Annotated in this window: 13 protein-coding genes; 10 read left to right on the forward strand and 3 right to left on the reverse strand. The window is 71.7% G+C overall.

Going from position 1 to position 14,285, the window contains the following annotated elements:
• Window positions 1-113: 113 nt before the first annotated feature.
• Window positions 114-986, forward strand: coding sequence for an LLM class F420-dependent oxidoreductase (locus tag FHU34_RS14830; RefSeq protein WP_145780799.1), 873 nt, complete (start codon window positions 114-116; stop codon window positions 984-986).
• Between the two features lie 67 nt (window positions 987-1,053).
• Here the strand turns inward: FHU34_RS14830 and FHU34_RS14835 are convergent, their stop codons facing one another.
• Complete coding sequence (locus FHU34_RS14835) at window positions 1,054-3,315, reverse strand: catalase (protein ID WP_145780801.1); 2,262 nt, start codon at window positions 3,313-3,315, stop codon at window positions 1,054-1,056.
• A gap of 185 nt (window positions 3,316-3,500) precedes the next feature.
• On the opposite strand from FHU34_RS14835, the gene FHU34_RS14840 reads away from it, so the two are divergent.
• The 8 genes from FHU34_RS14840 (at window position 3,501) to FHU34_RS14875 (ending at window position 11,020) form a co-directional block, all read left to right on the forward strand.
• Window positions 3,501-4,400, forward strand: a complete 900-nt coding sequence (locus tag FHU34_RS14840) for an alpha/beta hydrolase family protein (protein ID WP_145780803.1) — start codon at window positions 3,501-3,503, stop codon at window positions 4,398-4,400.
• 133 nt (window positions 4,401-4,533) lie between these two features.
• Window positions 4,534-5,319, forward strand: a complete 786-nt coding sequence (locus FHU34_RS14845) for an ABC transporter ATP-binding protein (protein ID WP_145780805.1) — start codon at window positions 4,534-4,536, stop codon at window positions 5,317-5,319.
• Window positions 5,316-6,038: an ABC transporter ATP-binding protein gene (locus tag FHU34_RS14850; protein ID WP_088989173.1), complete on the forward strand. Its 723-nt coding sequence runs from the start codon at window positions 5,316-5,318 to the stop codon at window positions 6,036-6,038. The genes FHU34_RS14845 and FHU34_RS14850 overlap by 4 nt, the downstream gene beginning before the upstream one ends.
• Before the next feature lie 30 nt (window positions 6,039-6,068).
• On the forward strand, window positions 6,069-6,947 hold the full coding sequence (locus FHU34_RS14855; RefSeq protein ID WP_145780807.1) for a branched-chain amino acid ABC transporter permease: 879 nt from the start codon (window positions 6,069-6,071) through the stop codon (window positions 6,945-6,947).
• Window positions 6,944-8,044 carry a branched-chain amino acid ABC transporter permease gene (locus tag FHU34_RS14860; RefSeq protein WP_145780808.1) on the forward strand — a complete coding sequence of 367 codons (1,101 nt, stop codon included), beginning with the start codon at window positions 6,944-6,946 and terminating at the stop codon, window positions 8,042-8,044. Before FHU34_RS14855 ends, FHU34_RS14860 begins: the two co-directional genes overlap by 4 nt.
• An 84-nt stretch (window positions 8,045-8,128) precedes the next feature.
• Window positions 8,129-9,415, forward strand: a complete 1,287-nt coding sequence (locus tag FHU34_RS14865) for an ABC transporter substrate-binding protein (RefSeq protein WP_145780810.1) — start codon at window positions 8,129-8,131, stop codon at window positions 9,413-9,415.
• 131 nt (window positions 9,416-9,546) lie between these two features.
• Complete coding sequence (locus FHU34_RS14870) at window positions 9,547-10,314, forward strand: SDR family oxidoreductase (protein ID WP_145780813.1); 768 nt, start codon at window positions 9,547-9,549, stop codon at window positions 10,312-10,314.
• A gap of 94 nt (window positions 10,315-10,408) precedes the next feature.
• Entirely contained in the window at window positions 10,409-11,020 is a 612-nt protein-coding gene (locus tag FHU34_RS14875) for a TetR/AcrR family transcriptional regulator (RefSeq protein ID WP_145780815.1), read from the forward strand.
• A 21-nt stretch (window positions 11,021-11,041) separates the two neighbouring features.
• Here FHU34_RS14875 and FHU34_RS34235 read toward each other — a convergent pair whose 3' ends face one another.
• Together FHU34_RS34235 and FHU34_RS14880 are read right to left on the reverse strand one after the other, a co-directional pair.
• The gene (locus FHU34_RS34235; RefSeq protein ID WP_425280574.1) at window positions 11,042-11,143 is read right to left on the reverse strand and encodes a mycothiol transferase; all 102 of its coding nucleotides are present in this window, start codon (window positions 11,141-11,143) and stop codon (window positions 11,042-11,044) included.
• Window positions 11,144-11,455, reverse strand: a complete 312-nt coding sequence (locus FHU34_RS14880) for a hypothetical protein (RefSeq protein WP_244311679.1) — start codon at window positions 11,453-11,455, stop codon at window positions 11,144-11,146.
• An 8-nt stretch (window positions 11,456-11,463) separates the two neighbouring features.
• Here FHU34_RS14880 and FHU34_RS14885 point away from each other — a divergent pair, with 8 nt between their 5' ends.
• Window positions 11,464-14,241: an AAA family ATPase gene (locus FHU34_RS14885; RefSeq protein WP_145780817.1), complete on the forward strand. Its 2,778-nt coding sequence runs from the start codon at window positions 11,464-11,466 to the stop codon at window positions 14,239-14,241.
• The last annotated feature ends 44 nt before the right edge of the window (window positions 14,242-14,285 follow it).

Genomic DNA, 14,285 nt, shown 5'->3' on the forward strand with positions numbered 1-14,285 from the left:
CCACGGATTGTCATGAACCGGTAATAGAGGCTGCCGGACCCGACCCGCAGGCAGTTCCGAGCCGCCCCCTGTGGGCGCCGGACGGGACTAGGCTCGTTTCGGAGGTGCCGACCATGAAGCTCGGACTGCACTACTGGAACTACTCGACCCCGGCCGACCCGACCGCCATCGCACCGACGTTGGCGGAGACGGCCACCACCGCCGAGCAGGCCGGCGTCGCGTCGTTCACGGTGATGGACCACTTCTTCCAGATGGACGCGGTCTTCGCGGCCGAGGAGCCGATGCTGGAGGCGTACACCACGTTGGGTTTCGTCGCGGGGCAGACGCAACGGATGACACTGGGTGTGCTGGTCACCGGTGTGATGTACCGCTACCCGGGGTTGCTCGCCAAGACCGTGACGACCCTCGACGTGCTCTCCGGCGGGCGGGCCCGCCTCGGCATCGGCGCCTCCTGGTACGAGCGGGAGCAACTCGGGCTGGGTGTGCCGGTCGTCCCGGTGGCCGAGCGGTTCGAGCGGTTGGAGGAGACGCTGCGCATCTGCCGGCAGATGTGGAGTGCCGACGACGGCCCGTTCAACGGAAAGCACTACCAGCTCGCCGAGACCATCAACTCCCCGCAGCCGTTGAGCCGGCCGCACCCGCCCATCATGATCGGTGGTGGGGGTGAGAAGAAGACACTGTTGCTGGTGGCCCGCTATGCCGATGCCTGCAACCTGTTCGGTCGCGGTGGGATCGACGACATCACCCGCAAGCTGGACGTGCTGCGCGGACACTGCGCCGCCGAGGGCCGTGACTACGACACCATCGAGAAGACTGTGGTCGCCTCCCGGGCACCGCTGGACGACGTCGACGCGTTCCTCGCCGAGGTGTCCGAGTACGCCGCGCTCGGTGTGAGCGAGGTGCAGGTGACGCCGGATCGGCACCCGGTCGAGTTCGCCCAGCGGCTCGGCGACGAGGTGTTGCCGCGGTTGGCCGACGTCGGCTGAGTTCGCCGCGACGAGGGCCGCCCTCCGGTACAGCGGAGGACGGCCCTCGTTGGTGCTCGGCGCGGGGTCAGGCCACCGAGGCCGGGAACCGTTCCCACACCCGGTGCGCGGCCATCAACTGTTGCACCGCCGTCAGCGCCTCGGCACCGGAGCCCGCCGCGACGACGCCGGGGGTGCCGGCCACCCCGACCTGTTCCAACACGCTGACGCCGGCGCCCCAGGCGCCGATCGCCTTGGCGTGCCGCCAGCACTCCTCGACGAGCAGCAGCACGCGGGGATCCACTGCTGCCAGGCCGGGCCGGCCCGCCTTGTCGTCGCGGGCGGGGAGGGCGTCCGGTGCGGGCACCGGCGCTCCGGCCAGCAGGACCGCGTCGAACTCGACCGACCGGCCGGTGGCGAAGGTCCGCTGCACCGGCAGGTCCGCCACCATGCCGCCGCGCGGTGCGATGAGCAACGGCACCATGCCGGCCTCGAACACGGCCCGGCGGACCTCGGCGACACCGTCCAGGTCACCGTCCGGGTCGACGACGATTCCGACGGTACGACCGTCGCTCGGCCACTCCCGGCCGACCTGCGACAGCGCCGGGCTCGGTGTGACGTCGGCGAGCGGCACGCTGGGCTGCGGCGCGGGCAGACCCAGACCGGCGGCGACCTGCTCGCACAGCACCGGGTCGATGTTGGCGAGGCTCCGCAGTTGCCGTTCCTTGATCGCCTGGTGGTAGCACTTTCCGAGCTCGAAGGTGTACGCCCGGATGATGTGCTCCTTCTCGACCGGCGACATGCTCGCCCAGAACAGGCGTGCCTGGCTGTAGTGGTCGTCGAACGAGGCCGGGTTCGCCCGCACCTTGGGTGCCTGCGCGACAGTGACCGGCACGTCGACGAACGCCTGCTCGGCGTCGCCGGCGGGGAAGGGGTTGCCGCCATCGAGCGAGTTGGGTCGGTACGGCGCGACGCCCGCGTGCACGGCGTGCTGGTGGAACCCGTCGCGCAGCATGTCGTTCACCGCCGCGTGCGGGCGGTTGATCGGGATCTGCGAGAAGTTCGGCCCGCCCAGACGGGTGAGCTGCGTGTCGACGTACGAGAAGAGCCGGCCCTGCAACAGCGGGTCGTTCGTGACGTCGATGCCCGGCGGGAGGTGACCCAGGTGGAAGGCCACCTGCTCGGTCTCGGCGAAGAAGTTCGTCGGCGTCCGGTTGAGGACCAGCTTGCCGATGGGCTGCACCTCGGCCAACTCCTCCGGCACGATCTTCGTCGGATCGAGCAGGTCGATGCCGGCGAAGGTCTCCTCGGGAGTGTCGGGGAAGACCTGGATGCCGAGCTCCCACTCCGGGTACGCGCCGGCCTCGATGGCGTCGTAGAGGTCCCGACGGTGGAAGTCCGGGTCCATCCCGCTCAACATCTGGGCCTCCTCCCAGGTGAGGGAGTGCACGCCCAACTTCGGCTTCCAGTGGAACTTGGCCAGCACCGTCTCCCCGGCCTCGTTGACGAGGCGGAAGGTGTGCACGCCGAAGCCCTCCATCGTCCGGTAGGAGCGCGGGATGCCCCGGTCGGACATGTTCCACAGCGCGTGGTGTTGCGCCTCGGTGTGCAGCGACACGAAGTCCCAGAAGGTGTCGTGGGCGCTCTGCGCCTGCGGGATCTCCCGGTCCGGGTGCGGCTTGCCGGCGTGGATGATGTCGGGGAACTTGATGGCGTCCTGGATGAAGAACACCGGCATGTTGTTGCCGACCAGGTCGAAGGTGCCCTCGTCGGTGTAGAACTTCGTCGCGAACCCGCGGGTGTCGCGGACCGTGTCGGCCGAGCCGCGAGAACCGAGCACTGTGGAGAAGCGCACGAAGACCTCGGTCTCCCGCCCCTTCTTCAGGAAGCCGGCCCGGGTGACCGCCTCGCCGGTGCCGTACGCGGTGAACACACCGTGCGCACCGGCGCCCCGCGCGTGCACGACCCGCTCGGGAATGCGTTCGTGGTCGAAGTGCGTGATCTTCTCGCGCAGGTGGTGGTCCTGGAGCAGCACCGGGCCACGCGGTCCGGCCTTGAGCGAGTGGTCCGTGTCGCGCAGTCGTGCGCCGTTGGCGGTCGTGAGGTACGCGCCCTGCTGACCCTTCGCGGTGGGCGGCGCACCGGTCTCGGCGCCGGTCGGCGTCCGCGTCTGCGGTGCCCCCTGCTCCGGCTTCGGCGGCAGCGGGTCGTGCGGCGTCGTCGGTTCCTCGACGGTTGGTGGCGCGCTTCCCGGCGCACCCGGGACATCGGGGGTCAGAGCGTCGGCGATCTTTCCTGAGGCGGTCTTCACGGCGTTCTTGACCGCCTCGGCGGGCTTGCTGGAATCCACTGGGCGAACCTCTCGATGGCGCGTGTACGGGCAGGCGCCTGCCCTGCTACCCCTGGTCAGGGTGCCGAAACACGACTGATCACGGCAAATGCCGCCAGGACTGGTGATTCTGCCGATGCGGGCGACCGGCCGAGCGGCCAAAACTGACACACGTCGATATCCCTCGACTCTAGGGAGTGCCCGACGTGTCCTCACCAACCACCACCCGTCCCCGTTCCGTCGCAGCCCGGGCCACCCGGCTCGCCCTCGCAGCCGTCCTGGCCGCCGGCGGCGCCCTGGCCGGATCGACCGGCGCCGCCCAGGCGGCCGGCCCGTACGAGCGGGGCCCCGCTCCGACCACCGCCATCCTGGAAGCCAGTCGCGGACCCTTCGCCACGGCGTCGCAGAGCGTGTCCTCGCTCAGCGTCACCGGCTTCGGCGGCGGCGTCATCTACTACCCGACCAGCACCAGCGAGGGCACCTTCGGCGCCATCGCCATCTCGCCCGGCTACACCGCCGCTTGGTCCAGCATCAGCTGGCTCGGGCCGCGGATCGCCTCGCACGGGTTCGTGGTGATCGGCATCGAGACCAACACCCGACTCGACCAGCCGGACAGCCGGGGCCGGCAGCTGCTCGCCGCGCTGGACTACCTCACCCAGCGCAGCTCGGTGCGCAGTCGGATCGACAGCAGCCGGCTCGCGGTCGCGGGTCACTCCATGGGCGGTGGGGGCAGTCTGGAGGCGGCCTCGTCCCGGCCGTCGTTGCAGGCAGCGGTGCCGCTGGCGCCGTGGAACCTGGACAAGAGCTGGTCCGAGCTGCGGGTTCCCACACTGATCATCGGTGGCGAGAGCGACAGCGTCGCACCCGTCTCGTCGCACTCGGTGCCGTTCTACAACAGCATCCCGGCCTCCGCCGAGAAGGCGTACCTGGAGCTGAACGGGGCGAGCCACTTCTTCCCGCAGACGACGAACACCCCCACCGCCCGGCAGATGGTGGCCTGGCTGAAGCGCTTCGTCGACGACGACACCCGCTACGAGCAGTTCCTCTGCCCGGGCCCGAGCGGCTCGGCCATCCAGGAGTACCGCAACACCTGTCCCAGCGCCTGATCGTGGTCCCGGGGCGGTCGCCGACGGCGACCGCCCCGTCTGCGTGGTCGGGGCATTGAAGGTCTTGACGCGATACCCGAGAAACGTACACTGCGAGTGTAAATAAACACCCGCCACGACAGAGGGATGGGTGATGGAGCGCGGCCTCGAACTGCACCACATCGGCGTCCGTTTCGGCGGCCTCACCGCCCTCGACGACGTCTCGCTGCGGGTGCCACCCAACCGGGTGGTGGGCGTGATCGGGCCCAACGGCGCGGGCAAGACCACGCTGTTCAACGTGATCTGCGGCTTCGTCGCGCCGGAGACGGGTTCGCTCACCCTCGATGGTCGGCCGCTACGCCCGCGGCCACACCGGCTGACCCGGCTCGGCATCGCCCGCACCCTCCAGGGCACCGGGCTCTTCGCCGGTCTGAGTGTGCTGGAGAACGTGATGACCGGCGCCTCGCACACCGCCCGGGCGGGTTTCGTCCCGGCGCTGCTCGGGCTGCCGGCCAGCGACCGTGACGAGCGCCGGCTGCGCCAGCACGCCCTGGACCTCCTCGACGGTCTCGGCATCGCCGCGCACGCCGAGGCCGCACCGACAACACTGCCCTTCGCGGTACGCCAGCGGGTCGCCCTGGCCCGCGCGCTCGCCGCCCGGCCCCGGCTGCTCCTGCTCGACGAGCCCGCGGGTGGCCTCGGCACCGACGACATCGCCGAGCTGGCGGAGCTGATCCGCCAGCTTCCCCGGCGGGACGACGATCCCTGCGCGGTGCTGCTCGTCGAGCACCACATGGACCTGGTGATGGCGGTCTGCGACGAGCTGGTGGTGCTCGACTTCGGCCGGGTGATCGCCGCCGGCACCCCGGACGAGGTCCGCGACGACCCGGCGGTCACCGACGCCTACCTGGGCGCCACCGTCGAGGAGGTCACCCCATGACCGGCACCGATCTGCTCGTCGTGCGTGGACTGGTGGCCGGCTACGGCGCCGCGCCCGTGTTGCAGGCCGTCGACCTCACCGTTCCGGCGGGCACGATCGCCGCGGTCGTGGGCGCCAACGGCGCCGGAAAGACGACCCTGCTCCGTGCGCTCTCCGGCATGATCCGTCCGGCCGCCGGCCAGGTCGTCCTGGCCGGGGAGGACCTGCGGGGTACGCCGGTGGAGCAGCTCGTCCGCCGCGGCATGGCGCACGTGCCGGAGGGCCGGGGTGTGATCAGCGAGTTGACCGTCGACGAGAACCTGCGGCTCGGCGGGCTGTGGCGGCGCGACCGGGCCGACGCCGGTCGGGCCCTCGATGAGGTCTACGAGCTTTTCGAACCTCTGGCCCGTCGCCGCCGGCACCTCGGCCACCAGCTCTCCGGCGGTGAGCGGCAGATGCTCGCCCTCGGTCGGGCCCTGGTCGGTCGTCCCCGTCTGCTGTTGCTCGACGAGCCGTCGCTCGGCCTGGCACCACGGGTGGTCGCCCGGACCATGGCCCTGCTCCGCCAGCTCCGCGACCGCACCGGCCTGACCGTGTTGCTGGTCGAGCAGAACGTCCGCAGCGCACTCGCCGTCGCCGACCAGGGGATCGTGATGTCCCTCGGCCGGGTGGTGATCGCCGCCCCGGCGGCGAAGCTGCGCGACGACGTCGACCTGCGCCACGCGTACCTCGGTTTCTGACCACCACCTCGTCCCCCGGAGGGAGGACTGTTGGACCGCTTCGTCTTCCTCACCGTCGACGGCCTGTCCCGGGGCGCGGTGTACGCCGCGTTCGCGCTGGCCCTGGTGCTCATCTGGCGGGCGGCGCGGGTCGTCAACTTCGCCCAGGGCGCGATGGCCGTCGCCGCCGCGTACGTCGCGTACTCCGTCGCCGCCGCCACCGGCTCCTACTGGCTGGGCTTCGTGGTCGCGATCGTCGCCGGCCTGCTGCTCGGTGCGTTGGTGGACCGCGTCGTGATGCGGCACGTCGACCATGCCTCACCGCTCAACCCGGTGATCGTCGCGCTCGGGCTGGTGCTGTTGATCCAGGCCGTGCTGGGCATGGTGTACGGCAACGAGTTCCGTCCCGCCGAGGCGCCGTTCAGTAGGGCCGCCCTCAGCGTGGGCGGTGTCGCCGTGCTGTCGCCGTACGACCTGTTCGTCTTCGCCACGATCGGGGTGGTGGTCAGCGGCCTCGCGTGGATGTTCGCGCGTACCCCGGTGGGGTTGCGGATGCGCGCGGCGGCCTTCGCGCCCGAGGTGTCCCGGCTGCTCGGCGTCAACGTCGGTGGCATGTTGACCCTCGGTTGGGCGCTGGCGTCCGGGGTGGGCGCGCTGGCCGCCATGCTGGTCATCCCGACCGAGCTGGGCCTGCACCCGCACGCGATGGACCTGGTGTTCGTCTCCGCGTTCACGGCAGCGGTGGTGGGCGGGCTGGACAGCCCGCCGGGCGCTGTGGTCGGCGGTCTGGTGGTGGGTCTGCTGCTCTCCTACGTGAGCGGCTACGCCGGCAGCGACCTCACGCCACTCGCGGTGCTGGTCCTGCTGCTGGCGGTGCTGTTGGTCCGGCCCGGCGGGTTGTTCGCCCCGGTCGCGGCGAGGCGGGTGTGAGCGCCACGAAGGCGGCAGTGCCGCCGAAGCAGCGGCCGGACGACGCCGCCGACCGACCCGTCGACCGGCGACGCGGCTCGACCCTGCTGCGCCACCTCGCGGTGGTCCTCGCCGTCGGGTTGGTGCTGGTGGGGGTCAGCTACGCCGTCGAGCCGTTCCGGAACTTCCAGCTCGCCACAGTGGCGGCCTACCTCTGCGCGACCGCTGGGCTGACCGTCCTCACCGGCCTCAACGGTCAACTGTCTCTCGGGCACGGGGCGTTGATGGCCACCGGCGCGTACACGGTGGCTCTGTGTCAGAACGCGTTCGCCGACCGGGGGATGACCGGCGGCTGGCTGTTGCCGCTCTCGCTGGTCGCGGCGATCGTCAGCACTGTCGCGGTCGGCGCGGTGGTGGGTGCGGCCGCGGCCCGCCTGCGGGGCCCCTACCTGGCCGGGGTGACCCTCGCGGTGGCCATCGTCGTGCCGGCGCTGGCGGTGACCTTCGACGGCGTGTTCAACGGGGAGCAGGGGCTGTCCGTGCCGGTGGAGCCGCCACCGTTGGCGCTCGGCCCGTACTTCCCCTACGAGCGGTGGCAGCTCTGGCTGACCGGGGCGGCGACCCTGCTCGCCCTGCTGTTGCTGGCCAACCTCATCCGCAGTCGGTACGGGCGGACCTTCCGGGCGGTCCGGGATGACGAGGTTGCGGCCCGTCTCGCCGGCATCCACGTGGCCCGCACCCAGGTCCTCGCGTTCGTGGTCAGTGCCGCCACCGCCGGGCTCGGCGGCGCGTTGCTGGCGGTCCTCGCGCAGAGCGTCTCCCCGGGGGCGTTCTCGCTGACCCTGTCGCTGTTCCTGTTGATGGCCGTGGTGATCGGTGGTCTCGGCCGTCTCACCGGCGCATTGTGGGGGGCCGTCCTGCTGGTCGCCCTGCCCGACCTCACCCACTCCGTGACGGAGATGCTCACGCTCTCGCCCGCTGTGGCGCAGCGGCTGGAGGGCAACCTCCCGCTGGCGATCTTCGGCCTCACCCTGATCGTCGTCATGATCGCCGCTCCCGGCGGCGTGCAGGGACTGCTGTCCCGTCTTGGTCGGCGCCTGCGGGCCCGGCGTTCCTGAGCTGTTCTAAGCCCGGCCCCGGCCAGGCGTCCCCACCACCCACACCGTTCCCGCAAACCGGACCGAGAAAGGTCGGTGTTCTCCATGCACCGTTTGGCACAACGTGGTCTCGCGATCGCCAGCACCATCGCCCTGTTGGCCGCCGCCGCTGGTTGCAGCGGTGACGACGGCTCCGGTCCCGGCGGGGCGTCGGTGCCGGGCGTCACCGACACCGAGGTCGTCGTCGGCACCCACATGCCGCTCACCGGTCCGGCCTCGGCCGGCTACTCGAAGATCGCCCCGGCGACGAAGGCGTACTTCGACTACGTCAACGCCAACGGCGGTGTGCACGGCCGGAAGATCACCTACAAGATCATGGACGACGGCTACAACCCGGCGAACACCCAGCAGGTGGTCCGTCAGCTCGTCCTGCAGGACAAGGTCTTCGCCATCCTCAACGGCCTCGGGACGCCGACGCACACCGGCGTGCTCGACTTCCTGAAGAGCAACCGGGTGCCCGACCTGTTCGTCGCCTCCGGCAGCCGCAGCTGGGACCAGCCGGACAAGTATCCCGGCACGTTCGGGTTCAACCCGGACTACACCGTCGAGGGCAAGATCCTCGCCAACTACGCGAAGCGGGACCTGGCGGGGCAGAAGGTGTGCTTCCTCGGCCAGGACGACGACTTCGGCCGGGACAGCCTGGCCGGTGTGGAGAAGGTACTCGGCGCCGGTGCCGTGGCGGTGAAGCAGACGTACGTCACCAGCAACACCAACGTCGCGCCGCAGATCGGCGCGTTCAAGGCGGCCGGATGCCAGGTCGTTGTGCTCGCCACGGTGCCGGGCTTCACCGCGCTCTCCGTCGGGACCGCGGCCCGGCTGGGCTTCAAGCCACAGTGGCTGGTCTCCAACGTCGGCGCCGACCACCCGACCCTGGCCAAGCAGCTCGGCGCCGCCGCACCGCTGCTGGAGGGCATGGTCGGCACCAACTACCTCCCGATGCAGAACGACACGGCCAACCCGTGGATCCAGCTCTTCACGAAGGTGAACAAGGAGCACAACGGGGACGCCCCGTTCGACGGCAACACCGTCTACGGCATGTCGGTCGGCTACCTCTTCGTGCAGACGTTGCTCGCCGCCGGCAAGAACCTCACCCGCGAGAAGGTGATCCAGGCCGTGCAGAAGGGCGGCTTCCAGGGCCCCGGCCTGGTGCCGCTGCGCTTCTCCGAGAAGGACCACAGCGGCTACGGCGGTCAGCGGCTGAGCCGGGTGAGCGGGGGAGTGCAGACCTACTTCGGGCCGGCGTACGAGACCGACGAGGCGGACGGGGCGGTCAACGAGTACACCGCCACGCCGGCAGCGCCGCCGGCGAACGGGGTGCCGACCGTCTCCTGACCCGATCGACAGCCGTCCGACCGGGCGTGGTCACACGTGACCACGCCCGGTCGGACGGCTGCCGTCCGAGCCTTCCGACCGATCGTCCGAGGCGTTGACCGCCACCGATCCACCCTCCTACTATCTGCACTGTGAATGCAGATTCGGCTCGGCTTCTGGACCGTGTCGCCATCGTCACCGGCGCCAGTCGCGGCATCGGTCTGGCCATCGCCCAACGCCTCGTCGCCGAAGGCGCCCGGGTCGGGCTGACCGCTCGCCGCCCCGAGGCGCTCGCCGACGCGGTCGCCGCCCTGGGTGGCCCGGCGAACGCCGTCGCCGTGCCCGGCCGGTCCGACGACCCCGAGCATCGAGCCCGCGCGGTACGCCAGGTCGGTGAGGCGTTCGGGCCGGTGGACCTGCTGGTGAACAACACCGGGATCAACCCGGTGCACGGGCCGCTGATCGGGCTGGACCCGGCCGCCGCCCGCAAGATCCTCGACGTGAACGTGGTCGCCACGCTCGGCTGGACACAGGAGGTGTGTGCCGCCGGCATGACCGAGCGGGGTGGCAGCGTCGTCAACGTCTCGTCGATCGCCGGTCTCGCACCCGCTGCCGGCATCGCCTTCTACGGGGTGAGCAAGGCTGCGCTCAATCACCTCACCGCCAGCCTCGCCGTGGAGTTGGGGCCGACAGTCCGGGTCAACGCTGTCGCGCCCGGCGTGGTGAAGACCCGCTTCGCCGCCGCGCTCTACGAGGGCCGTGAGGACGAGGTCGCGGCGCGGTACCCGCTCGCCCGTCTCGGTCTGCCGCAGGACGTGGCGGGCGCTGTCGCCTTCCTGGCCTCCGACGACGCCACCTGGATCACCGGCCAGACCATCGTCTGCGACGGCGGCGTCTCGCTGACCGGTCGGTCCGGATGACAGTGCCGACGGTCGGCCCGGAACCGCTGATCACCGCCTGTCTAGACTCGGCGGTGCGTCAGGAGGCGCCGTGGCGGTGAGGAGGCGAGGGCGGATGGACGGGGTCGAGGTAGCGAGTCGGGTCGACGGGCGTACCGCCCGAGCCGAGCGCACCCGTGCGGCCATCGTCGAGGCGCACCTCGCGCTCATCGGTGAGGGCGACCTGCGCCCGACGGGGGAACGCATCGCCGAGCGGGCCGGCATCTCGCTGCGGACGCTGTGGACCAACTTCAAGGACATGGAGACGCTGTTCGAGGCGAGCGGCGCGGAGGTGCTCCGGCAGCAGGACGCCGCCTACCGGCCGATCCCGACCGGGTTGCCGTTGGCGAAGCGGGTCGACGCGTACTGCCGGCAGCGGGCCCGGCTGCTCCAGCTCATCACTCCGTCGGCACGGGCCGCCCAGATGCGGGAGCCGGTCTCCGACCAGCTGCACCGCAACCGCCTCAAGCACATCGACCGGGTCCGGGACGAGGTCGAGGAGCTCTTCGCCGCCGAGTTGGTGCTGGCTGGTCGGGGTCGGGAGCAACTGCTCAACGCCCTGGTGGCGGCGAGCATGTGGCCGGCCTGGTCGATGCTGCGGTACGGCCTCAATCTCGGTGTGGACCAGGCTCGCGCGGTGATGACCCGGACGGTGGGCGCCCTGTTGGCGGAGGTCGCGGCCGACTGAATCCGGCGATTGATACCGGACTCAGCCGGGCGGGCTCTCCCCGGTGAGCCCGTCCACCGACTCCCGGATGAGGTCGGCGTGGCCCACGTGGCGCGCGTACTCTTCGATGAGGGTGAGCAGGATTTACCGCAGGGTCGGGGACTCCCCGCGGGAGTTGGTGAACCGGCCGAGTTGCTCCAGGCCGCCGTCGGCCAGCGCGTCCGCGACGATCGCCCGTGATCTGGCCGCGGCGGATTGCCAGTGCGTCACCAGTTGCTCCGGCGAATCCTCGGCAGCGGATTGCCAGTCCCAGTCGGGGTCCGCCTCCCAGTCCACCATGTTCCACGGCGGGCCCGCCTCGCGTCCGAGCAGCCAAGGCCCACCGTATTCGACCCCGTGGGCCTGTCGCGGCAGCAGAGAAGCAGCTCTTTCCATTCGGTTTCCGATGAGTGACACTGGCAGGCATGGTTACTGCATCGAGAGTGCAACTAACCGTGCTGCGTGGGCGAGACGACGAGTGTCGAGCGCTCCGGAGCCTGCTCGACGGAGTGACCGACGGCGGCGGCGCCCTGCTGCTGCAGGGGGAGCCCGGATCGGGCCGTACCGCGCTGGTCGGTTACGCCCACCGGTACGCCCAGAACTGCACAGTGCTCGCGGGGACCGGGCTCGCCGAGGAGGCCGCCCTGCCGTACGCCGGCCTGCAACGCCTGCTCGACCCGGTGCTCGACCGGATGACCGCACTGCCGGACGAGCAGCGCCGGCTGCTGCGGCGCGTGCTGGCCGGGGAGGGCTGCCCCGCCGACCGCCGACTGACGTTGTCGATGGCGGTGCTCGGCCTGCTCGCCGCCGTCGCCCGGGAGCGTCCGCTGCTCGCCACCATGGACGACGTCGACCGGGGTGATCCGCAGACCGCGCAGGTGCTGGCCTTCGTGGCGCGTAGGCTGCGGCACCTGCCGGTCGCAGTCCTGCTCACCGCGGATGTCACCACCACGGTCGACGGGATTCCGGCGCACCGACTCCGGCCGCTCGACCTGCGGGACAGCATGGCCGTGCTCACCGACCGGCTGTCCGAACCCCCCACCGCTCCGGTCGCGACCACACTCGCGATGGTCGGTGGCGGCAACCCGCAGGCCCTGGTGGATCTCGCCGACGTGCTCACCCCGGGGCAGTGCCGGGGCGAGGAGCAGTTGCCGGACGCACCGCCTGTGGACGGCGCGCTGGGCCGCGCGTACCGGGCCCGGCTGGACCGACTGCCCCCGGAGACCCGACGGGTGCTGCTGCTCGCCGCGCTCGACGAGGGCGGCGAGCCGGGCACGCTGATCCGGGCGACCGGCACGGAGGTCGAGGCGCTCGCCCCGGCGGAGGTCGCCGGCCTGGTCCGCGTCGAGTCGCAGGGCGTCACGTTCCCCCAACCGTTGGTTCGCGCTCTGATCGCGTCGAGTGCGACGCTCGCGGAACGGCGCACCGCGCACCGACTGCTCGCCGGTGTGCTGGTGGCCGACGGGCAGCGGCTGCGCCGGGCGATGCATCTCGCCGCCGCCGCAGCCGGTGTCGACCCGGCCCTCGCGGACGAGCTGGAAGAGGCGGCGGTCGGTGGCGCCGACGGTTGGGCCACCGCGTCCGCGGCGTTGCGCTGGGCGGCCGACCTCAGCGACGAACCGACCCGGACGGCCGCCCGGCTGCTGACCGCCGCCCAGTACGCCTGGGCCGGGGGACAGCCCGACGTGGCCCGGCTCCTGCTCGCCCGCCTCCGCCTGGTCTGCAGGGACCCGGGCGTCCGGGGTCGCGCCGACCTGCTCCTCGGTGAGCTGGAACTGCGGTGCGGCACGGCGGCACGCGCGTCGGCCCGGTTGCTCGCCGCCACCGCAAAGGTGGCCGGGACCGACCGCGCGCTGGCACTGTCCGGGCTGGCCCGAGCCGGCGAGGCGGTCTGCTTCGCCGGTGACCAGTACCGCTACGCCGAGGTTGGCCGCCGGGCGTCGGCGTTGCGGCGGCCGGACGATCCGCCCGCCATGGAGCTGATGAGCAGTCTGGTCACCGGGGTGGCGGCGACCCTGCGCGGTGACCACGAGCGGGGCGGTCCCGCGCTGCGTCGCGCCGTCGTGCTGGGTGGCCGGCTGACCGGGCCGGCGGCGACCCCCACCGCGCTCAGCTGCGCCGCGGCAGCAGGCCTGGTGGTCGCGGTGGACGGCGCGGCACATCGACTCGCTGACCGCGCCGCCACTGTGGCCCGGGATCGGGGCGAGCTGTCCATGCTGTCCCGGGCGCTGGAGTTGCGGGCGGTCGCCGAGTACTGGCTGGGTCGACACGAGGCGGCGGCGGAGACCTCCCGTGACGGGCTGCGGGTCGCCCGGGCCACCGGCCAGGTCAACTGCGCCAACGTCCACCTCGGCATGCTCGCCGTGCTCGCCGCCGTACGGGCCGACCGGGACGCCACCCTGGGGCGGATCCGCGAGATGGGCGAGGCGCCGACGGCGGGCAGCCGTCCGCACGCGCTCGCCGGTTGGGCACTGGCCGTGCTCGACCTGGTCGACGGCCGACACGCCGAGGCCGCCGACCGGCTGGCGTCGTTGGCCCGGCTCGGCACCGGGCGCGGTCAGGTGCTCGTGCAGGTGATGGCCACCCCGTACCTGGTGGAGGCGGCGGCGCACCTGCCCTGCCGACCGACGGCGACGGCGGCGCTCGCCGTGTTCGACAGGTGGGCCAGCAGCACCGCGAGCCCGTTGCGTCGGGCCTTGTCCGCCCGGAGTCACGCGTTGCTCGCGCCTCGCGGCGGACCCGAGGCCGAGCAGGAGTTCCAGCGGGCGCTGCGGCTGCACCCGACCGATGCCGGCACGTTCGAGCGGGCACGCACCGAGCTGCTGTTTGGTCAGGAGCTGCGTCGCAGTCGACGCCCGCGCGACGCGCGGACGCACCTGCACCAGGCCCGCGAGATGTTCACGTTGCTCGGGGTCGGTCGCTGGGCCGAGCAGGCCACCACGGAGCTGCGGGCGGCCGGGGAGTCGGTCGGCCCACCGGACCTGCCGGCGGCGCGGTTGCTGACCGGCCAGCAACTGAAGATCGCCGAGCTGGTCGCGGAGGGGGCGACCAACCGTGAGATCGCGGCCCGGATGTTCCTCTCCACCCGTACTGTCGACCACCACCTGCGCAACGTGTTCCACCGATTGGGCATCCGCTCGCGTACCGAGCTGGTCCGCGCGTTCGCCACCGAGCGGCAGGTCGGGCTGGCCTCCGATCGGTGATCGTCCGGTCTGGACGTCATTAACTATCACCGCTAGTTTAATGC

Source organism: Micromonospora taraxaci (assembly GCF_007830095.1).
In the GTDB taxonomy this organism is placed as follows: Bacteria; Actinomycetota; Actinomycetes; order Mycobacteriales; family Micromonosporaceae; genus Micromonospora; species Micromonospora taraxaci.